The organism is Dactylosporangium fulvum (assembly GCF_025137375.1).
Taxonomy (GTDB): domain Bacteria; phylum Actinomycetota; class Actinomycetes; order Mycobacteriales; family Micromonosporaceae; genus Dactylosporangium; species Dactylosporangium fulvum.
On record NZ_CP073720.1, the window covers coordinates 5,571,932 to 5,591,672 of the forward strand.

A 19,741-nucleotide genomic window follows, 5' to 3' on the forward strand; every position below is an offset into this window, starting at 1 on the left:
GTCCGCCCCGAAGAGCGGGCGCCCGGCGCCCCGGTGTTGCGACTACCTCAGGAGCTGCCGCCCGGCTGGACGACGCCGTTCACCGTGAGGGTGTACGGCGCGTACTGCTGGACCTGCTCCGTCGGCTCGTCGTAGGCGACGATCGCCACGACCTTCGGGAACAGCGCCAGCAGCGCCAGCTGGATCCAGTTCAGCGACACGTCCTTCTGGCCGTTGAACTCGAACTGCCAGGCGAGCGAGTTCGCCTCGTCGATGCCGACGAGCTTGAGGTTCCAGTTCTTGACCGAAACCGGCTTGATCTCCGTGGGCGAGTCGAACGGGGCCAGGCTGGACCCGTCGCTCAGCACGGTGCCGCCGAGGGTGATGTCGTCGAGGAGCAGGCCGCCCTCGTTGACCCCACCGTCGCTGACGTAGCGGAAGGCGAGCAGGACCTGCTTGCCCGCGTACGCCGACAGGTCGAAGCTGTGCGGCTCGAAGCCGGTCGTCGTGCCGTTCAGGCCGGGGCCGAGCGGCGCGGCGACGGTCCTGTCACCCGGGATCGAGGTGTAGGTCGTGCCACCGTCGGTCGAGACCTGGACGTAGCCGTAGTCGTAACCGAGCTCGGCGCCGTACTTCGCGAGGAAGGTCAGCGTCGGGCTGGCGGTGGGCACGGTCACCTGGATGACCGCGGAGGCGTCGGTGTTGTTCGCGTTGCCGGAGAACAGCACCGAGTTGCCGGGCCGGTCGGGGTCGTTGTTCACGAGCGTCCACGCCAGCGGCAGCGCCGGCAGCGTCGAGGCTCCGCTGAACTTCAAGGACCGCAGGTCCTTGCCCTTGAGGGCCTGGCCGTTCTTCTGCAGCAGCACGTAGTCGGCGCCGTTGGGCGCAGCCCCGGGCACGCTGTAGGACTGCGGGTTCGCGAGGTTCACCGTCGAGCGCAGGCTCTTCGAGGTCACCTTCTTCTTGTCCGCGCCGAGGACGATCCCCCACTTGGAATCGCCGACGATCTTGTCCAGCAGCACCATCGACTGGTAGTCACGCAGGACCTCGTAAGCGCCACCCTTGACGCCCTCTGCCTTCAGCTCGGCCTCGAGGCTGGCGATGCCCTGCCGTTCACCGTCGCGGTGCAGCCGCTCGATGACGTCCTGACCGAAGCGGTCGTAGAGGTACAGCATCAGCTCGTAGGCGTTGCCGTAGTCGGCGAGCACCCCCGAGCCGCTGCCGCCCTCGCCCCAGAGGTTGAGCGAGTTCTGGGCACCACCGCAGTCGCGTGGGTTGGGGTTGTACGGAGTCTGCACCGGGCCGTAACCCTGGAAGCAGTACAGGTGGCTGTCGCCGCCCCTGTCGTACACCGTCTTCGTGCCGTCGACGTAGCCGGTGAGCGTCTGCGCGAAGTCGCTCAGACCCTCGTTCAGCCACACGCCCTCGTTCGGGTCGGTGTAGTACTGCAGCAGGTGCTGCCACTCGTGCGCGAACGTGCCCTCGTAGAGGTACGGGCGCGCCGGGCGGCTGGTGCACAGGTCACTCGTCGGCGCGTCCACCGGGTTGGCACCGGTGCGGTGCTCCCAGTCGTACGCGTCGATCGTCATGACGTTACGGTCGAACAGCTCGTTGAACTGCGACGAGAAGAAGCCGGCGATGTAGGTCGGCGCGGCCGGGAACGTGTAGTAGTTGTCGTCCCGGACGTTGTCGACCAGCGTCACCGTCTTGTTGCCGCCACCCGTGTAGACGCCGCCGTTGCCGTTGGCGTCCGGACCCAGCAGCGCGTTGCTGCCGTCGCGGTCCGGCGGGGTGGAGAAGGCGGCCGTCTCCTTCGGGTACATGTTGGTGTCGAACTCGTGGATGAAGTTCGCCACCTGGGCGTCCGTGACCGTGGTGGTGTTCGGCACCGAGTTACGGCAGTCGCCCGCCGGGAACGAGGTGTCGACCGCGACCCAGACCTCGATGTGCTCGCCGACACCGCGCAGGACGTAGTCCTTGCGGTACAGCCTGCCCTGGTAGTCGTCTGAACCCAGCCACTGACGGACGGTGCCGACCGGCGGGGTCTCCGCCGCGGTCAAGGAGCGCTTCTGCGCCGGCTTGGCCGTCTTCGACGTGTCGACCAGCTTGCCGTCCAACGTGAACTGCGTGCGCGTCATGTGCCGCGTGTCGGACGTCTTGCTCGCACCTGGCGCCGCGGGCGCCTTCACCGGTGCCGCCTGCGCCGGGGACACCGGCAGGGCGACGAGCACCGGTGCGGCGAGGACGGCGACCGCGGTCGTGACCAGGCGTTTCCGCACCATTGAGCCTCCTTACGACGGCGTGCCGGACCGGGGCGGGGTGGCCGCGGCCGGCGGTGGCACGCCGGGTTCGGGATGGAATTGACAAGGCACACTATCGCCGCCGTCGACATAGGTCGGCGTCACATCGAAGGACGAGGGTCACAGCAAGGGAGTGGATGTTTCCGGTGGGTGACAACACGGCCCGTGTAGGCTGCGGCCGTGCCGACCAAGCTCGTCCTCGTCGTCCGCACCGACCTCGAGATGGGGAAGGGCAAGATCGCCGCGCAGGCCGCCCACGCCGCGGTGGCCGCGGCGCTCGGCAACCTGGGGTCGGCGGACTTCCGCACCTGGCTGCGGGAGGGGCAGCCGAAGGTGGTGCTGCGCGTGACCGGCGAGGAGCAGCTGCGCCGGGTCTGCGCGGACGCCGAGGCCGCCGGCCTGCCCGTGCAGCTCATCCAGGACGCCGGGCGGACCCAGGTCGCCGCCGGGACCGCGACCTGCTGCGCCGTCGGCCCGGCTCCGATCCCCGACGTCGACCGCGTGACCGGAACGCTGGCCCTGCTGTGACCGGGCGCCGCGCCGCCACGGCCGGGGCCTCCGCGCGCGTTCCGGGCGCTACAACCAGCCGTTGCGCGGTCTGCAGCGCGGCGATCGCGGCCCACGAGGCGATCTTGCGCATGTCGTTGTCGAGCAGCACGAGCAGCGGCCGCCGCAGCGGCACGGCCGGCCCACGGCCCCGCGGCGAGGTGCGCGGGATTCGTTTCCAGGTCCAGGCGGGCGGCGCGCAGTTCGCCGGACTCGCCGTGACGCACGGTGACGACGAAGTGCGGCCCGAGGAACAGCCGGACGGAGCCGGTGTCGATCACCTCGCTGGTCTCGGTCAGCTCTCCGTGCGGCAGGTACCGGGCGGTGCGGACGACGAGGAACGTGACGTCCTCGTACCGCTCGACCTCGGGCCGCTGCGGGTTCGGGTTGAGCGCGTCCTCGACGGCCAGCGGGTGCAGGCCGAAGATCTTCTCCACCGCACGGAAGTCACCGGGATCCGGTTCGTGGAGCCCGATCCAGACGAACGCGTCGGGCAGTTCGCGGGCGCGTTCGCAGAGCTCGTCGAGCGGCCTGGGGCCAGGCTGCCGGACCCGCCGACGTAGAGGGCACAGTCCACGACTGCCGGTTTGGTGGCCATTTGTACCTTTCGGAAGGCGCGACGTGTCAAAGCGTCATCTGGTTGCGTACCCGGCGGAATCGCCCACCGAAACACCCGGGCGGCGGATCACGCCCCGCGACGACCGGCCGGTGGGTGGACGGCCGGACGGCCGGTGTTCCCGGCTGGACAGAGGTTCACTGACGGTCACCACCGAACGTATCGTCGGGAGCATGGCAGCCCTGACCCTTGCGGTGGAACGACTCGCGGCCGCTACGGTGCTGACCTGTCACGGGGACCTCGTCGCCGCCAGCGCGATGCAGCTGGAGACCGCGCTCTCCCAGCTGCTGCTGCGGCCACAACCACGGATCGTCGTCAATCTGGCCGACGTCGCCGCGATCGACTGCACCGGTGTGATGATGCTGCGCGTCACCGCGGGCATCGCCACCGAGCACGGCGGATCGCTGATGCTGGCCGCGCCGGGTCCGCAGGTCGCGCACACCCTGCGCGAGGGCGGCACGCAGCTGACGATCCCGACGTACCGCACCGTCGACGGCGCGCTCGCCGGCGACATCCGTGACCTGGTCCCCGAGCCCGACGCGGATCCCTCGACGACAACACCCTGGCCGGTCAACCCCTCCGAACGCCGCCGCAGCGCGTAGCTGTTCTTCAGGCCGCCGGGTTGTTCCTCTACGGTGGAGGGGTGACGGCGGAGCACGTACGCTGGCGACCGGCAGCCGCGGTGCGGCCGTTCGCCGGGTGGTACAGCGGCTACCGGCAGGACGGGCCGCCGGGGCGGCATCGGGGCCTGCCGTCGCCGTATGTCACCGTCGTCGTGACGATCGACGAGCCGTTGCGCGTCACGGCGCACCCCGACCCGCGGACCCCGCCGGGGACGTACGAGTCCCTGATCGGCGGGCTCCACACCGCGCCGGCGATGATCGCGAACGACGGGCGCGGGTCCGGGATCCAGATCGCGCTGTCGCCGCTGGGCGCCCGGGCGGTGCTCGGCCTGCCGGCGGGCGAGCTCGCCGAGACCGACGTCGACGCCACGGACGTGCTCGGGCGGTTCGCCGCCGAACTGCGCGAGCGCGTGGCCGCCGCGCCCGACTGGCGGTCCCGGTTCCGCGTCGTCGACACCATGCTCGCGCGGCGCACCGATCCGTCGGCGCTGCCGTCGCCCGAGGTGACGTACGCCTGGCAGCGGCTGTGCTCCTCCGACGGGACCGTCGCGCCGTCCACGCTCGCCCGGGAGGTCGGGTGGAGCGGGCGGTACCTCAGCCGCCGTTTCGGCGTCGAGATCGGCCTCGCCCCGAAGGTCGCCGCGCGCGTGACACGGTTCGACCGGGCGCGGCGGCTGCTGGTGGAGCACAACGGGCGGTACGGCCTGGCAGCACTCGCCGCCGACTGCGGGTACTACGACCAGGCCCATCTGACCAGGGAGTTCACGGCTCTGGCCGGGGTGCCGCCGGCCCGCTGGTGGGCCGAGGAGTTCCGAAACGTCCAAGCCGCCGAGGAACTGGTTCCGGCAGACTCGGCCGCATGACGGACAAGACACCACCACCGCAGGTGTGGCCGACGCTGCAAGCCGCGGACGCGCGGGGCATGATCAGGTTCCTGGTCGACGTGTTCGGCTTCGAGGAGACCGTCGTGCACGGCGACGGCGACGTGGTCGAGCACGCCGAGCTGTCCTGGCCGCTGGGCGGCGGGATCATGCTGGGCAGCGATCGCGAGGGCAAGGTATGGTCGTTGCGCCCGGGCACGTTCGGCTGTTACGTGGTCTGCGACGACCCCGACGAGCTGTATTCACGCGCGAAGAACGCGGGCGCCGAGATCATCGAGGAGCTCAACGAGACCGGCTACGGCTCGCGCGGTTTCATCGTGCGCGACCCGGAGGGCAACCTGTGGTCGTTCGGCACGTACCGCGGCGAACCAACGGCGACGTAGCCGCCCGGCACGCGGCCGTGCGCCGGCTCCGGTGGCGCTCGTGACGTGTCCGTGGGTGGGCCGGCGCGGCGGAACGGGGGCACGCCGCCCCACTCACGAGCCGGCTTCGTCGTGCCCGGTTTTTGTCGTACGTGGGGCATAGGTTGGCGGTGTGGGTGGGGCGGACGAGGGCATCACATGGATCGACTGGGACGCACGGTTCGCCGCACAGGCGGCCGCCTGGCGTGAGCGCCGCCGACGTCGTGCCGCGGCCCGCGCGGAGTTCGCCGAGGCCCGCCGGCACGGCCTGCACGCCCGCCACGCCGCCAAGCTGGCCCGTGCGGACAGCCGCGCCTTGGAGGAGTCGGTCGAGCGGTCCTGGCGCGAGGCGAGGTCCCGCCGGCCGGCGCCCGAGGCCGTCACGTCTCCCCCTCGCACGGCGGCGGCCACCTCGGCGCCTCGGCAGAGCCCACCCGACACGTCTGACAAACCCGCAGCCGTCCACGGGTCTCGGCAACAGACAGCGCGTGTGTCCCGGCAGTCCCGGCAGCAGGCAGCGAAGGAAGCCCGCCCACAGTCGGCACCTGGGCCCGACCCGCAGTCGGCACCTGGACCCCGCCTGCAGACAGCGCAGGAACCTCGTCCACACGCGGCACCTGAGCCCCGCCCGCAGGCGGCACAAGAACCTCGTCCACAGGCAGCACCTGAACCTCGGCAGCAGACAGCACAGGAACCCCGTCCGCACGCGGCACCCGAGCCCCGGCAGCAGGCAACGCCGGCCAGCACTCGCCGCACCCGCCCATCGCCCCGCCCCGGCACGAACGGCCCTGTCCGGCCGCCGGCTCACTCCCGAGCGCGGCCCACCGGCCCAGGCCCGGCGAAACGACCTCCAGCCACTCCAGGCAAGCCCCGACGACGGCGTGATCGCACGGCCACCGCACGCCCGACCCCGACCCCAACGAGCGAGCGCGGTCCACCCCACCCGCACGCCCTCACACCCCGCGTGCAGCCGGGCGCTCATCCGGGCACGGGTTCACGCAGGGTCCAGCCGGACGGCTGGCAACGCTCCGGCAACCGCTGCCGGAGATGCTGGGAATTCGGCAACAACAGCGTCCAGGGAGCGAACTGCATCCGGGCCCAGCAAGCCCACCGCCGGGTAACCAGGCGTCGTGGCCCACTTCGGTGGCCTGCCGCCGGTGATTTGCCGCCGGTGCCCCGTCCACCTGAACCAGGCACCCAAGCCGGGGCACCCAAGCCGGGGCACTGCAATTGGGCGGCCGCGAGCCAGGCAGCTCAAACGGGCCGCCGCAAGCCAGGCCACTCCAACCGGGTCACCCCAAGCCAGGCCACTCCAAGTGGGCCACTCCTGGGCGGGAGTGTCCGCATCACTGCCACGCGCCGACCACCGCGACGGCGACGGAGCCGAGCGAACCGACCAGGCCACCCTCACCGTCGGCCGACCGGCCGGCACCCCGCGGCCAGCAGCCTCGGGCCGGTGGATCCGCAGTGCCCGCTCAGCCGACCAGGCCGTTGGTCCGGCCGCGGGCGCCGGTTACCAGTCGCCGTAGCGGAGCGGTCCGCCGCCGGTGCCAGCCGTCGCGGGTGCCAGCCGTCGCGGGTGCCGACCTGGCCGCGCTACTTGCGTCGCCAGCGCGACGCTCAGCGCCGATTCGGCGCCGGCCCACGGGCGGGCCAGGTCGAACCACCGGACCACGCCGAGGGCGGGAACCTGCCCGAAGCCTGAACCAGCCCGAAGTGGGACTGCACCAGCATCAACCAGACCAGGACCGGACCAGACCAGGACGCCGCGCACCGGCGGACCCCGGGTCCCGCGCCGGGTTGTCCGGGGCGGCCGCGGGTGGTCAGCCCCGCTCGCCTGCGGCTGCTGGGCGCATCCGGGGTCGCCCAGCACCGCCGGGCGATGGCGCGCACGCCTCAATGCTGCGTGCTTCCCCGAGCCTGCGGCCGCCAGGTCTGCCGGCCGGGCGTGTCACATGTGGGTCGTCAGCGGAGGGCCTTCTCCAGCTCGGCCTTCGTCATCTTCGAACGGCCCTCGATGTTGCGGCGCTTGGCCTCCTCGTACAGCTGCTCCTTCGTCCTCGTCGCGGCCTCGGCCGCCTTTGTCGTCGTCCGCGCCGTGGTCCTCGACCGTACGTTCGCCGTCTTGGCGGCCGCCGTCGGCTTCCTCATCGCCGCGGACTTCGACGCCGCGGACTTCGACGCCGCGGACTTCATCGCCGCGGACTTCATCGCCGCGGACTTCGACGCCGCCTGCGACCTCGCCGTCTTCGAGGCCGGGGCCTGGGACTTCGCGCCCGACTGGGCCTTCGTCGCCGCCGCGGACCTCTTCGCCGACGCCGGCTGGGACCGCGCCGTCGCCGCGTTCGCGCGGCTGCCCGTGCGGGACGAAGCCGCGGACGTCCGGGGCGACGGCGTCTTGGCCGACGACGAACGCGAGGATGACGTACGGGAGGACGACGCCTCACCGGTACCGCCGCGCTGCTTGTTCACGGTCCGCGCGGGGATCTTCTCCGCCCGACCGGCGGAACGTCCGCGCTCCATCTCGCTCTCCTTGACCTGCTCGTACTGACGTTCTCGTTTCTTGCTCCACGCCTGTGGCATCTCCCCAACCTCCAAACGACACGGGAAACCGGCAGGAAACTATGAAAGGAATTCGCGTTTGTAGAGATTGATGAGCTCGGCGTAGTTCGGGCCCACGTCGGCGACGACGCCTGCTCGACGTGCTTCGGCGACGGGAGGACCTGTGACAGCTCGCCCGGCAGGCCGGAGTTCGGCCACAACCGGTGCGCGATCCGTGCGGCCTCGTCCTCCGACGCGGCGTAGCAGCCCTTGAACCCGCCCTGCGCCGGCTTGTCCCCGTCACCCGCCTTGCGGAAGTGCTCGACGTGCTCCGCGTTCGGTTGCGTGGACATGAACCCGTCGGCGATCCGGCCGGCGAGGTCGAGCGCGGACACGGAAACCCGCGGCGGGGTCTCGGGGCTGGTGTGGACCTGCGCCTGGTCGACCGTGTGGTGCTTGCCGCGGTGGGTGACGGAGCCGCCGTCCCACACGGCCTCCTCCAGCATCTCCAGCCGTTCGTCCGCGCTCGGCCAGGCGTCGCCGTAGATGTGCTCGTCGAGCGCTTCGCCCGTACCGACGCCGAGGAAGTAACCGACTTTCATAATCAGTCCCCTACCCACACCCGGCACAGCCATGCTCATCGCGGCGCGAAGAGCGAATCCCCGGAAAGGGAGACCCCGACGAGCGAACCCAGCAGCCGCTTGAGTTCGGCGAGGTGCGCGGGCGAGTGCCGGCGCCCGGCCGGGTCGACCACGTCCCGCACCCCGCGCAGCATCCGCCACGCCGCGTCCACGTGCCCGAGCTGCGCCAGGGCCTGCGCCTCGAGCCAGTCGCAGTACTGCCCTTCGACGCCCGCGCCGCGCAGCTGCCGGACGAGGACCACCACGGCGTCGTCCATCCCGGCGCCGAGCAGCAGCCGGGCCAGCGCGTCCGTGCCGAGGACCCAGTGCCGGGTGCCGGGCGCCACCTCGCGCAGCCGCTCGAAGGCGCCGACCGCGTCCTGGAGCCGCCCGGCGCCGACGAGGCTGCGACCGAGGTCCAGCAGGCTCCCGGCGTCGTCCGGCGCCGCCGCCAGCGCAGCGCGGGCCAGCTCGGCGTTGCGCAGCGCCTTCTGCTTGCGAATCCGCGCGTCGGCGTACCCGAGGTGGACGAGGTGCGCAGCGTCCCGCGGCGCGGCCGGCCGGTCGGCGTCGGGGACGAGCCGCTCGTGGACCCGCCCGGACCAGCGCAGCTCGGCGGGGCGGAAGAGCCGGACGGGCCGGTGCGTGTACGGCAGCTCGTCGTGCCGGTTGTCGACGTCGACCGCGAACGCCGGGGACGAGGACGTCAGCAGGGCCCGCAGCCGCGCGGGATCCGCGACGAGCCGCTCGTCCGCGTCGATGCTGAGCACCCAGTCCCTCGCGCCCGAACGGTCGAGCGCCGTGTTCCGCGCGACGGCGAAGTCGGACGGCCACGGCGCGGCGCTGACCGTCGCGCCGTACGACCGGGCCACCGCCACGGTCCCGTCGGCCGAGCCGGTGTCGTGCACGTGAACGGCGTCGACCGCGCCGCGCAGCGAGGCCAGGCAGCCGGGCAGGACGCCGGCTTCGTCCCGCACGATCAGTACCGCGACAAGGTCCACCACCACGACGTCGGCCGGGGACCGGAGAAGCTGAACAAAACCGGCGGGCCGGATGTGACCTTGGGCGCACCGGGCCGCAAACGGGAATGCGCCCGCCGGTGTTCCTCTTTGATGGCCGGTGTGACCCACACACCGATGCCCGGCGATCTCATGACCCGCCGGCAGCGCCTCCGGCTCGTGCTCGTCCTCGGCTCGCTCATCGCGATCGGCCCGCTGACCATCGACATGTACCTCCCGGCGCTGCCGAGCATCACCGAGAAGCTGACGACCACGCCGGCGGCGGTGCAGCTCACCCTGACCGGGACGCTCGTGGGTCTCGCGCTCGGGCAGCTGGCCATCGGCCCGTTCTCCGACGCCGTCGGGCGGCGCAAGCCGCTGCTGGCGGGCCTGGTCCTGCACGTCCTCGCGTCGATCGCGTGCGTGTTCGCGCCGGACGTCACGGTCCTCGGCGGTCTTCGGGTCCTGCAGGGCCTCGGCGTCGCCGCGTCGTCGGTCGTGGCGATGGCCGTCGTCCGGGACCTGTTCAGCGGCTCGGCGTTCGCGAGCCTGTTCTCGCGGCTGATGCTGGTGATGGGCGCGGCGCCGATCCTCGCGCCGACGCTGGGCAGCGCCGTGCTGCGCTGGACCGACTGGCGCGGGGTCTTCGTCGCGCTTGCGGCGGCAGGCGTACTGCTGAGCCTGGTCGCCCTGTTCGCGCTCCGCGAGACGCTGCCGGTGGAGCAGCGCCGCTCGGGCGGCACGCTGAAGGTCTACGGCGGCCTGCTCCGCGACCGCACGTTCGTCGGCCTGGTGCTCGTGGCCGGCCTCGCGATGGCGGCGCTGTTCGCCTACGTGTCCGGTTCGTCGTTCGTCTTCCAGGAGCAGTACGGGCTGAGCGAGTCACAGTTCGGCCTGGTCTTCGGCGCCGGCGCGGTCGGCCTGATCACGGCCACCCAGCTCAACGTGCGGCTGCTGCGCCGCTACAGCCCCCAGCGGATCCTCGTGACCGCCCTGATGGCCGGCTCGGCCGCCGGGCTCGCGCTGGTCGTGATCGCCGCGACCGGCCTCGGCGGGCTGCCCGCAGTGCTGGCGGCGCTGTGGGTGGTGCTCGCCTCGGCCGGGCTCGCGATGCCGAACGCCCCCGCGCTGGCGATGTCCCGCCACGGCGAGGCGGCCGGCACCGCGGCGGCGCTGCTGGGTGCCGTGCAGTTCGGCGTCGGCGCGGCCGCGGCCCCGCTCGTCGGGGTGCTCGGCACCGGCGCCGTGGCGATGGGAATCGTCGTCGCCGGCGGCATGCTGGCCGCGACGGCGGTGCTGTTCACGGTGGTGCGGCCGAGCCGGCTGGCCGCCCTCGAGGTCGTCGACGCCGAGCTCGCCCCGGCGGGCGCCCACTGACGGGCGCTACCGGCCGTTGGCCGCGTGGAACTGGTCGACGATCTCCTGCTTGATGCGGCCCCGGTCGGAGACCTGGTAGCCGGCGCCCACGGCCCACTCCCGGATCGCGCGGTTCTGGTCCCGGTCGCCGCGGCTGCCGCCGCGCGGCCGGCCGGCGGCGCGGGTCCCGGCGGTCACCCCGCGTCCCACCTTGGTCCCCGCGGAAATGTAGGTCTTGAGCGCGGCGCGCAGTTTCTCGGCGTTCTTCTTCGACAGGTCGATCGAATACTGCACGCCGTCGAGGCCGAACGCCACACTCTCGTCGGCGGGTTTGCCGTCCATGTCGTCGATCAGTTCTTGAATGACCCGCTTGGCCATGACCGGCTGTCCTTCCCCGAGGTTACGTCCGCGCAATCCACTGACGAACAGTATCGCGCGTTCCGCCGATTTCCCGCCAGATACGAATTGCGACCGTTCAATTACGATGGCCTCGGGCATACCCGGCTGACTGTGCGCGCGGCGACGACGGCCGATTCGTTCCCGACGAGCCTGTGCGCGATCAGGACCCACCGCCGGTGACGCACATCGCCGTCGGCTGATTCATCACCCGCACGAGCACGTTCTTCGGCGACGGTTCCGTTCCCGGCGGCGCCGACATGTTCGACCCGCGCCACTCGCCGGCCGATCCGCCGCGCACGGCCGCCGACGGCGTGGCGTTCCTGGAGGACAGATTTCACCGGTGGCACGGTCACATCGCGGCACCGGACGACGACGCGATGTGCACGCCGCCGGAACCGAGAGGCGCCTATTTCTCCGCCGAGCCGATCGACGGGCGCGACATCCCGTACAACCCGTCTGACCGCGACTCCCCCGCACTGGATGATTGACACCAGTCATCATCAAATCCCGGCGGCAATCACCGCCCGAAGCGTCACCACAGCGGCGGGAACTCCGGCAGGACGGCCTCGCTCACGGCGTTCTGGGCGGCGGCGCCCGCCGGGCGGGGCTCCAGGAGGTTCGTCAGGTACACCACCACCAGGCGGCGGGCCGGGTCGGCCCGGGCGACGCAGACGTTGCTGCCGTTGTGGCCGAAACGTCGCCGGGCTGCTGGTGCGGCCCATCGGTGCGGGCGGTGCGGGTCCGGGCCGCCGAGCTGGAACCCCTGCGATCAACGGATCGGCAGCTTGATGAAGGCGTCGACCGTGCCGTCGCTGGTCGGCGTCGAGCTGCAGCTGGTACAGCACCGCGAGGTCGCGGGCCGTGGTCGGGACACCGGCGGCGGGGATGACGGCGCGGCGGGTGGCGCGGCGGTTGACGAACGCCTGCGCGGCGCGGGCGCCGTGCCCCGGCCGCGGATCGGCACGTGGCGCGCCCGGTGCCGGTCGGGCAGGCCAGGAACGTGTCACGCAGCAGCTCGCGGACCGGTCCCGGTCCGCCATCACCAGGGCGTCGTGCAGGCCGCTGAGCGGTGCTGGAGCACGTGCCGGACAGTGATGGCCTCCTTGCCGTAGCCGCCGAAGGCCGGCCGGTGCCCGGCGAGCGGGTCGTCGAGGCCGAGCGCGCCCCGCTCGACCAGCCGGTGCACGAGCAGTGCGGCGAACGGCTTGCTGGTGGAGAAGGTCCAGAACAGGTCGTCGGGCGCACAGCCGTGCGCCACGCACAGCTGGGCGGCGCCGCCGCGACCGCGGACCAGGCCGAGGGCCCGTTCGAGGCGCGGCCCGCCGGTCCGCCGGCTCCAGTCGAGCACGGACACAAGATTTGCCCACCCGGCTGACAAGAGCAAACCGGGCGGGACCGGCAAATGCTCGCCCGGGCCGTCCGGCGGTCGAACTCATGTCCATCGGGCCGACCGGCCCGTGGCGGAGCACCACGGACGGAGCACACGTGACGATCAGCGGTATCAGCGGGGTCCCGGGCGTGCACGGCGCCCAGTGGACGCCCATGCGGCCGGACCGGGCGGACGACGCCCGGGACCCGGTGGCCCAGAGGAACGAACCGGAGGGAGGCAGGAGTCTCGGAGACATCGCCCGGGAACAGGGCGTCTCGCAGGCCGACCTGGCCGCGGCGGTCAGGACCGGCAGGCCGGTGTCGGACGCCGTCGGCGCCGCGGCGGCCGAGGACGACGAGGCGACGGAACGGATCGCCTCCAACAGGAGTGCGGAGCGCCTGCAACGGCTCAGCAACCTGCTGGACACCCGTGAGGAGGACCTGCGGGCGGCGAGCGCCACCGACGTGGCGCGGCTGCTGCAGGACAAGGGCATCGACCTGTCCCGGCTACGGTCGGTACTGAGCAGCGGCGACCTCGTCGACCAGCGGGTGTGACCGGGGCCGGCCCCCGCGCGACCCGAGCGGGGGCCGGTACGGCCGGGGAGCTCCGACCTCGACCGGCTGCGGGACGGCGAGCGGCAGGTGCGGCGGCCAGGTGCGCTCGAGCGCGATCCGACCGGTGGCCCACCCGATGCGGGGCACGCGCACGTCGTGCTCGTCGTGCTCGTCGTGCTCGTCGCCGAGCCGGTAGATCGCGTTGTCCGTGCCGACCGACTCGACCGGGGTGACGGCAACCCGGCCCAGCGCGGGAACTGGGCCGCCACCAGCCTGCGGCCCGCTTCGCCGACCCGGCCGAGGAACTGCCCGTGCCGCAGCCGCGCTGCCCCTGTCCCCCGCCCGCCCGTCCCGCGACTCGGACGGCGGCCCCACGGCGCGGGTCCGGGCATCTCCACAGCCTCCTCGGCGGCTCCGCGCCACGCCTCTTCCATTCCCGCCTCGCTCGTGGCCACGCCCCCTGGGCGCAACCTCGATCTCCACCTCCGTGATTGCGATAAGTTCGCAATCACGGAGGTCGGGCGCCGCGCTCGGCAACCACACCCGCGCCACCATCCGGACCGACGGGTGGTCGCCGCGCTCCAGAACCAACGTCACAACTCGAGCCGCTCCCCTGCCGACCGGGGCAGTACCACGATGGACCGGCCTCCAAAGTCGATCGTGGAGTGCTGTGGTTGCCATGGCAACCACAGCACTCCACGATCATCTCGACCAACCCAGGCCACAGCCACCCACAGCCCGCGCCCACAACCCGCAGCCGGTGCACCCGCAGCTCGCACCCCCGCCTACACCCGCGCCCACAGCACGCACGCACCCCCGAGGACGACCTTGGTCGAAATCCGTGGCCAGAACCACCGAAAGTCACCAAGGTCAACTCAGTGACGGCCCGCGGCCGCCCACAGCCTGCCCGCCCACAGCTTGTGCCCACAACCCACAGCCCGCGCCCTCGGCACGCCGCCCGCGCACCCACGGTCGCCCCGCAGCACGCAGCCTGCGCACGCCACCCGCGCACCCGCAGTTGCCCCGCAGCACGCAGCCTGCGCCCGCGGCACGCCGCCTGCGCACCCACGGTCGCCCCGCAGCACGCAGCCTCCGCCCGCAGCCCGCGCGCCCACAGTTGCCCCTCCGGGTTGACCTTGGTCGAAATCCGTGGCCAGAACCACCGAAGCCCACCAAGGTCAACCCGGAGGCGGCCCGCGGCCGCCCGCAGCCTGCGTCGGCGGGCCGCGGGCGCGGGTCGGCCCGGCCGGTGGCGGCCCGCGGTCACCTGCACCCTGCGCCGACGGGCCGCGGGCGCGGGTCAGCCCGGATCAGTCCACGGCCGTTGAGCAGCCGCGACGACTTAATTGGCGACTTGATTTAACTATTAGGATTGTTTACCTTGTGGTTCTCGGTATCGATGGTCGATGATTCCAGGGAGCGGATCCGCCTATCCCCTCCCGCCCAGACCGAAGGATCCACCGTGCTCAGAAAGCTCGCGCTCGTCGCGCTCGCCGTGTTAACCGCCCTGGGGGTGGGCCTCACGATCCGCCCGGCCGCCGCCGCGACCCCGTTCAAGGTGCTCGCCTTCTACAACGGCACCTGGGACGCCGCGCACATCGACTTCGACAAGGAGGCACGGGACTGGTTCCCGCAGGCCGGCGCGCAGAACGGCTTCACGTGGGAGGCCACCACCGACTGGAGCCGCCTCAACACCGGCAGCCTCGCGCAGTACAAGGTCATCATGTTCCTCGACGACGCGCCGCCGGCGGGCCAGCGGGCCGCGTTCCAGCAGTACATGCAGAACGGCGGCGCCTGGATGGGCTTCCACGTCAGCGCGTTCACCACCGACCCCAACTCGTGGAGCTGGTACTACAACACGTTCCTCGGGTCCGGCGCGTTCCGCACGAACACGTGGGCGCCGACCCGCGTGACGCTCAAGGTCGAGGACCGCAACCACCCGTCCACGGCCGGACTGCCGGCGACGTTCCGCTCCGCGGTCAGTGAATGGTACTCCTGGAGCAACGACCTCCGGCAGAACCCGAACATCGACATCCTGGCGTCGGTGGATCCGAGCAGCTTCCCGGTCGGCACGGATCCCAACCAGTCCTGGTACAGCGGGTACTACCCGATCCTGTGGACCAACCGTAACTACAAGATGTTGTACGCCAACTTCGGCCACAACGGCATGAACTACTCGACGAACACCCGCACCTCGTCCACATTCGACAGTGCCGACCAGAACCGCTGGATCATCCAGGGCCTGCAGTGGCTGGCCGGCGCCACCACGACGCCGCCGTCGACGCCACCCAACTCGCCGCCGGCCAGCAACGGGCCGATCTCGCCCACGTCGTGGTACACGATCGTCAACAAGAACAGCGGCAAGTGCGTCGACGCCCGGGGGGCGGGGACGGCCAACGGGACGCCGATCCAGCAGTACACGTGCAACGGCACGAACCCGCAGCAGTACCAGTTCCAGCCGACCAGCGGCGGATTCGTGCGGATCAACCAGCGGGGCAACCCGGTGCAGGCGCTCGACGTCACCAACGTCTCCAGCGCCGACAACGCGCCGATCCAGACGTGGACGTACGGCGGCGGGACGAACCAGCAGTGGCAGGCCGTCTCCGAGGGCAACGGGTGGTACCACATCGTGAGCCGCCTCTCGGGCAAGTGCCTCGACGTGCCGGCCGCGTCCTCGGCCGACGGCGTGCAACTGGTGCAGTACACCTGCAACGGCACGGGCGCGCAGTCGTTCCGGCTGGTCCAGCAGGGCTGAAAGTTCCGCGGGACCCGGGTCCGGCGCACGCTGGCTCCGGGTTTCTGCGGTTTCCGCACACTGCCAGCCGCCGCTGTCGGGCCACACCTTTCCGCCGTACCGCCGGGAGGACCGGATCAGGCGAAGAGCCGGCGACATCCTCGGCGACATGGCGACCCCGCCGTCACTGAACATCTACGTCCACTGACAGAGAGTGATGGTCCGGTTCGCCGGTGCCGAAAGTGTCGGTGGCGGGCGGTAGGTTGTTGCGCATGACCGAGGGGCCGAGTGTGTTGCCGAGCCGGCGGCTGGACCGCTGCCTGCTGGTCGGTGACACCACCACGACGGTGCCGGTCCCCGACGGCTGGCTCGCCGTCGTGGTGGCCGCGTCGCTCCGGCCGACGGCCGCCGACCTGCTCGAGCCGGTGCGGGACGCCACCCGCACCGGCATCGAGGGGGTCCTGCTCCTGATGCCCGGCGACGCCGCGGGGACCCTCGCCGGGCGGCTCGGCCTGCCGGTCGTCGCACCCGACGGCGAGATCGTGTCGACGCCCGGCGGCGTGCTGTTCACGACCGGCGGCTCCGGCTGGTGGCGACACGCCCCCGGCGGGCGGCCCGTCCCGGTCGGGCCGCGCTGGCCCGCGCCGGCGTGGCAGTCGCTCGTCCCGGACCGCACGCCGTGGCCGGCCGGGGTCGTGGCGCGCCCGGTTCCGGCGGGCTGGCACCTCAGCGCGGCAGGCGCCGCGCCGGTCGGCACCGTCGAGCTGGCCGTGGCCGTGGATCCGGACCGGCCGCGGCTGCTGCTCGACCCTTCCGTCACCGGCGACCTGCTCGCCGCGGCCCTGCGGGCGATCCCGCCCGCGGTGCGGCACGTGGCCGACCTGGTGCCGCTCGGTCCCGGCCAGGGTGCCGGGCGGGCCGTCGCCGCGGCGGCGGCCGAGGCCCTCGACGAGCCCGTCCACCTGGTCAACGGCGTGCCGCTGCACACACCGGGCGACACGATCGTGGTCTTCGCCCTCGACACGACAGGCCGGCCGGTCTGGCCGGAGCCGGCGTGGCTGCTGCGCCATCCGCCCGGCGGGCCGGAGGAGGTCGTCGCTTCCTCCCCGCCGCAGCCGGCGCTGCGCGCGCTCGACCCGGCGACCTATGCGCTGGAGTCCGGCTGGGTCGTCCACCTCACCGGCGGCGGCATCCAGGCCCTGCCCGGCGGCCGCCCGCCGGACACGGCCCCGCCGGCGGCGACGCCGGCCTACCGGGTCGTGGTCGGCTCCCCCGGCGACGAGATCAACGACCTGCTCTGGCCGCCGCTGTCCGCGCTGTTCACGGCGCTGCTGACCGACATACCCGCACCGGTCGACCTCGTCGTCGCCGGGGAGGCGTCGTCGTGGGGGCAGGCCGCGGCGCGGGAGCTCGCGGAACGCCATCCGGGCGGGTCCGGCGCCGCGCAGCCCCGGCCGTTCGTGCGGGCCGTGCCGCTACCGGTGCCCACGGCACCGCTCGCGCTCCCGGCCGGCGCCGACCGGCCGGCACGCACCCGCCGGATGCTGCTCGTCGCCGCCGCGGTCGCCGCCGTGCTGCTGGTCGTCGCGGGGATCGCAGCCGCCTGGCCGGGCCGGCACGACACCGGCGACGGCGTCAGCATCACGGCCGAGGACGCCGACCCGCAGACCGGCGCCGCGCCGGGGTCGGTCGACGCCCGGCCGGCGAGCGCCTCCCCGCGGGCCTCGCGGTCGGCGTCACCCTCCCCGGGCGGGCCGAGCGGCTCCGTGCCGGCACCGTCGGGCACGGCGAGCGTCTCGGCCTCGGCCACGTCGAGTGCCCCTCCGCTGGTCCTCGACGCCGGCCCCGACCTGGCGAGCGGCCGCCCGACGGCGGAGAGCAGCCACACCGAGGTGTATGTGTCGGGCCGCATCACCGACGGCAACCCGATGACCTACTGGGAGAGCGGCAACAACGCCTTCCCGCAGTGGGTGCAGGTCGATCTCGGCACGGCGACCGACGTCGGCCGGGTGGTGCTGCGCCTGCCGCCGTCGCAGTCGTGGCCCGCCCGCACCCAGCGGGTGGCGGTCCTGGGCAGCGTCGACGGCGGCGCGTTCACGACCCTGTCCGGCGAGGCGGCCTACACCTTCGACCCGTCGTCGGGCCAGCGCGCGACGATCACGTTCACCCCCAGCCGCCAGCGGTATGTGCGACTCGTCTTCACCGGCAACACGGTCCAGCCCGCCGGGCAACTGTCGGGCGTCGAGATCTACCGCGCGTAGGCCGCAACGCGTCCCGCCTCGTGCCGCAGGTCGTGCCGTTGAGCTTGGCACCGACGGCGGCCATGCTGGTGGCCGCGACGGCGGCCCAGAGTTTCCGCATGGCGCCCTCAGAAGAGCCGGATGTCGTACGAGCCAGCCGGTGCCCTTTCGATAGGCCGTTCGAGCAGGTGGGAGGGGGTGCGGAGGCGGAACGTCACATCGCCGGCAGGGACGACAGCAGCTTGGTGTGCGCGTCGAGGATCTGCGCCGCGGCGGCCTTCGTCGCCGGGTCGGCGCCGGCCTTGCCCTCGTTGGTGGCCAGGGCCGTGGTGCCGGTCAGGTGCTCGCGCAGCACCTCGAGGGCCTTGGCGGAGCGCTGCCCGGCGGGCACGCCGCGGACGGCGGCCAGGTCGGCGTCGACGACCATGCCGGGCAGGTCGTGGCCGGCGTGCAGGCCCGGGTCCTCGACGGCGCCGCCGGCGGTGAGGGCCGCGCGCAGGGCGGCGAGCTCGGCGCGGTGCCCGTCGGCGCCGGTGCCGGCCAGCGTGGCGAGGGCCGGGTCGGCGGCGAGGATCTCGAAGAGCGGCAGCGCGCTGTTGTCGAGCGAGATCATCAGCTGGAGGAACGCGACGTCGGTGGGGTTGAGCGAGCTCACCGGGGCGGGCGCCGAGGAGGCCGCGGCGCCGGGCGGCGCTGGCTCGTGCGCGGGCCGGGCCCACAGGACCACGACGACGATGGCGGCCACGAGCACGACCGCGACCGCGCCGGCCCGCCGCCAGATGTCGGTGCTGACCGCGGGTGTCGCGTCACGCCCCGGCCGCCCGGGGTCCGGGGTGGGAACGGTCGTCACGGCATCGACGGTAGATGCCGTCGAGGAGCGTCGCTATTAGCTGCGGATTAAGAATGTCCCGACGTTTTTCGACCCCCGTCGATAACACTTTTCACCAGGAAAGCCCGGCCGGGACCGTCGATCCGCTCAGTTGCCGATGCGCGTGACCGTGCCGTGCGGCGCGCCCTGCCACCAGATGGCGTCGACGAGATACGCGACGGTGCCGCTGCCGGCGACGAACTGCACCACCATCCGGCTCGACTCGGTCTGCGACCGCGACACCGAGTAGCCGTCGCGGGGCGTCGCGGTGACGAGCGAGACGACGCCGTCGCGGATGCGGATGACGGCGTCGCCGCCCTCGGAGCGGAACGACCGCAGGTAGGTGTCGACGCCGTCCGCGCCGGTGGTGACCGACCAGCCGTCGACGATCCGGGCCGGCGCGCCCGTGGTGACGACGGCCTTCGGCGACGACTGCGGCGCGGCCGGGGCGGACCGGGCCGGGCCGGACGTGGACGGGCTCGCGGGCGCCGGGGCGGAGGTCGCCGGGGCCGAGCCGGTGGTCGCCGGCGGCACGGGCTGCGTGATGAGCTCACGGTGGCCGCGCGGCTCGGCGGCCTCCAGCGGCACCGAGTCGGACGGCACCGCGGTGCGCAGCACGGGTCGCAGCGCCAGCGACGCCACGGCGATGCTCGCCGCTGTCGCGAGGCACCACAGCAGCACCGGCACCGCCGCCCGTCTGACCCGCATCCGTAGAT

General features: G+C 72.7%; 18 protein-coding genes and 1 pseudogene. 10 read left to right on the forward strand and 9 right to left on the reverse strand.

Going from position 1 to position 19,741, the window contains the following annotated elements:
• Nucleotides 1–47: 47 nt before the first annotated feature.
• Nucleotides 48–2,261, reverse strand: coding sequence for an immune inhibitor A (locus Dfulv_RS26225; protein ID WP_259855989.1), 2,214 nt, complete (start codon nt 2,259–2,261; stop codon nt 48–50).
• Nucleotides 2,262–2,459: 198 nt separating this feature from the next.
• Here Dfulv_RS26225 and pth2 point away from each other — a divergent pair, with 198 nt between their 5' ends.
• The gene (gene pth2 / locus Dfulv_RS26230; RefSeq protein WP_259855994.1) at nt 2,460–2,807 is read left to right on the forward strand and encodes a peptidyl-tRNA hydrolase Pth2; all 348 of its coding nucleotides are present in this window, start codon (nt 2,460–2,462) and stop codon (nt 2,805–2,807) included.
• A 254-nt stretch (nt 2,808–3,061) separates the two neighbouring features.
• On the opposite strand, the pseudogene Dfulv_RS26235 reads toward pth2, so the two are convergent.
• A pseudogene (locus Dfulv_RS26235) lies at nt 3,062–3,262 on the reverse strand (magnesium transporter CorA); the annotation flags it as partial.
• Between the two features lie 352 nt (nt 3,263–3,614).
• Here Dfulv_RS26235 and Dfulv_RS26240 point away from each other — a divergent pair.
• The 4 genes from Dfulv_RS26240 to Dfulv_RS26255 all read left to right on the forward strand — a co-directional run bounded on the left by Dfulv_RS26240 (nt 3,615) and on the right by Dfulv_RS26255 (nt 7,897).
• Entirely contained in the window at nt 3,615–4,043 is a 429-nt protein-coding gene (locus Dfulv_RS26240) for an STAS domain-containing protein (RefSeq protein ID WP_259855995.1), read from the forward strand.
• A 41-nt stretch (nt 4,044–4,084) separates the two neighbouring features.
• The gene (locus tag Dfulv_RS26245; protein ID WP_259855997.1) at nt 4,085–4,927 is read left to right on the forward strand and encodes a helix-turn-helix domain-containing protein; all 843 of its coding nucleotides are present in this window, start codon (nt 4,085–4,087) and stop codon (nt 4,925–4,927) included.
• Nucleotides 4,924–5,328 (forward strand): VOC family protein, encoded by a 405-nt coding sequence (locus Dfulv_RS26250; RefSeq protein ID WP_259855999.1) that lies wholly within the window; start codon nt 4,924–4,926, stop codon nt 5,326–5,328. Before Dfulv_RS26245 ends, Dfulv_RS26250 begins: the two co-directional genes overlap by 4 nt.
• Nucleotides 5,329–7,363: 2,035 nt before the next feature.
• Nucleotides 7,364–7,897, forward strand: coding sequence for a hypothetical protein (locus tag Dfulv_RS26255; protein ID WP_259856001.1), 534 nt, complete (start codon nt 7,364–7,366; stop codon nt 7,895–7,897).
• Here Dfulv_RS26255 and Dfulv_RS26260 read toward each other — a convergent pair.
• A complete protein-coding gene (locus tag Dfulv_RS26260) occupies nt 7,815–8,489 on the reverse strand; it encodes an LLM class flavin-dependent oxidoreductase (RefSeq protein ID WP_259856003.1) in 675 nt (224 codons plus the stop codon). The two genes, Dfulv_RS26255 and Dfulv_RS26260, sit on opposite strands and share 83 nt — an antisense overlap.
• A gap of 35 nt (nt 8,490–8,524) precedes the next feature.
• Nucleotides 8,525–9,508, reverse strand: coding sequence for a glycosyltransferase family 2 protein (locus tag Dfulv_RS26265; RefSeq protein WP_259856005.1), 984 nt, complete (start codon nt 9,506–9,508; stop codon nt 8,525–8,527).
• A gap of 150 nt (nt 9,509–9,658) precedes the next feature.
• Here Dfulv_RS26265 and Dfulv_RS26270 point away from each other — a divergent pair, with 150 nt between their 5' ends.
• Entirely contained in the window at nt 9,659–10,882 is a 1,224-nt protein-coding gene (locus Dfulv_RS26270; RefSeq protein WP_406568029.1) for a multidrug effflux MFS transporter, read from the forward strand.
• Between the two features lie 6 nt (nt 10,883–10,888).
• Here Dfulv_RS26270 and Dfulv_RS26275 read toward each other — a convergent pair whose 3' ends face one another.
• Entirely contained in the window at nt 10,889–11,239 is a 351-nt protein-coding gene (locus tag Dfulv_RS26275) for a histone-like nucleoid-structuring protein Lsr2 (protein WP_259868145.1), read from the reverse strand.
• Between the two features lie 278 nt (nt 11,240–11,517).
• Between Dfulv_RS26275 and Dfulv_RS26280 the strand changes: the two genes are divergently transcribed.
• On the forward strand, nt 11,518–11,748 hold the full coding sequence (locus Dfulv_RS26280) for a hypothetical protein (protein ID WP_259856007.1): 231 nt from the start codon (nt 11,518–11,520) through the stop codon (nt 11,746–11,748).
• Between the two features lie 551 nt (nt 11,749–12,299).
• Here the strand turns inward: Dfulv_RS26280 and Dfulv_RS26285 are convergent.
• A complete protein-coding gene (locus Dfulv_RS26285) occupies nt 12,300–12,608 on the reverse strand; it encodes a serine hydrolase domain-containing protein (protein WP_259856008.1) in 309 nt (102 codons plus the stop codon).
• Nucleotides 12,609–12,745: 137 nt separating this feature from the next.
• On the opposite strand from Dfulv_RS26285, the gene Dfulv_RS26290 reads away from it, so the two are divergent.
• The gene (locus Dfulv_RS26290; protein WP_259856010.1) at nt 12,746–13,183 is read left to right on the forward strand and encodes a hypothetical protein; all 438 of its coding nucleotides are present in this window, start codon (nt 12,746–12,748) and stop codon (nt 13,181–13,183) included.
• Here the strand turns inward: Dfulv_RS26290 and Dfulv_RS26295 are convergent.
• Nucleotides 13,136–13,558, reverse strand: a complete 423-nt coding sequence (locus Dfulv_RS26295; protein WP_259856012.1) for a protein kinase family protein — start codon at nt 13,556–13,558, stop codon at nt 13,136–13,138. The two genes, Dfulv_RS26290 and Dfulv_RS26295, sit on opposite strands and share 48 nt — an antisense overlap.
• A gap of 1,087 nt (nt 13,559–14,645) precedes the next feature.
• Here Dfulv_RS26295 and Dfulv_RS26300 point away from each other — a divergent pair.
• Both Dfulv_RS26300 and Dfulv_RS26305 read left to right on the forward strand, forming a co-directional pair.
• Nucleotides 14,646–15,938 (forward strand): ThuA domain-containing protein, encoded by a 1,293-nt coding sequence (locus tag Dfulv_RS26300; protein WP_259856014.1) that lies wholly within the window; start codon nt 14,646–14,648, stop codon nt 15,936–15,938.
• Nucleotides 15,939–16,189: 251 nt separating this feature from the next.
• A complete protein-coding gene (locus tag Dfulv_RS26305; RefSeq protein ID WP_259856016.1) occupies nt 16,190–18,178 on the forward strand; it encodes a discoidin domain-containing protein in 1,989 nt (662 codons plus the stop codon).
• A 193-nt stretch (nt 18,179–18,371) separates the two neighbouring features.
• On the opposite strand, the gene Dfulv_RS26310 is transcribed toward Dfulv_RS26305, so the two are convergent.
• Nucleotides 18,372–19,007, reverse strand: a complete 636-nt coding sequence (locus Dfulv_RS26310; RefSeq protein ID WP_259856017.1) for a DUF305 domain-containing protein — start codon at nt 19,005–19,007, stop codon at nt 18,372–18,374.
• A 126-nt stretch (nt 19,008–19,133) separates the two neighbouring features.
• Nucleotides 19,134–19,733 (reverse strand): DNA mismatch repair protein MutL, encoded by a 600-nt coding sequence (locus tag Dfulv_RS26315; protein WP_259856019.1) that lies wholly within the window; start codon nt 19,731–19,733, stop codon nt 19,134–19,136.
• Nucleotides 19,734–19,741 lie beyond the last annotated feature (8 nt).

Coding starts and splice junctions, on each gene's coding strand:
- Dfulv_RS26225 (WP_259855989.1), bottom strand. CDS start 2,261: ATGGTGCGGAAACGCCTGGTCACGACCGCGGTCGCCGTCCTCGCCGCA.
- Dfulv_RS26240 (WP_259855995.1), top strand. CDS start 3,615: ATGGCAGCCCTGACCCTTGCGGTGGAACGACTCGCGGCCGCTACGGTG.
- Dfulv_RS26250 (WP_259855999.1), top strand. CDS start 4,924: ATGACGGACAAGACACCACCACCGCAGGTGTGGCCGACGCTGCAAGCC.
- Dfulv_RS26255 (WP_259856001.1), top strand. CDS start 7,364: ATGTTGCGGCGCTTGGCCTCCTCGTACAGCTGCTCCTTCGTCCTCGTC.
- Dfulv_RS26260 (WP_259856003.1), bottom strand. CDS start 8,489: ATGAAAGTCGGTTACTTCCTCGGCGTCGGTACGGGCGAAGCGCTCGAC.
- Dfulv_RS26270 (WP_406568029.1), top strand. CDS start 9,659: ATGACCCGCCGGCAGCGCCTCCGGCTCGTGCTCGTCCTCGGCTCGCTC.
- Dfulv_RS26275 (WP_259868145.1), bottom strand. CDS start 11,239: ATGGCCAAGCGGGTCATTCAAGAACTGATCGACGACATGGACGGCAAA.
- Dfulv_RS26280 (WP_259856007.1), top strand. CDS start 11,518: ATGTTCGACCCGCGCCACTCGCCGGCCGATCCGCCGCGCACGGCCGCC.
- Dfulv_RS26305 (WP_259856016.1), top strand. CDS start 16,190: ATGACCGAGGGGCCGAGTGTGTTGCCGAGCCGGCGGCTGGACCGCTGC.
- Dfulv_RS26315 (WP_259856019.1), bottom strand. CDS start 19,733: ATGCGGGTCAGACGGGCGGCGGTGCCGGTGCTGCTGTGGTGCCTCGCG.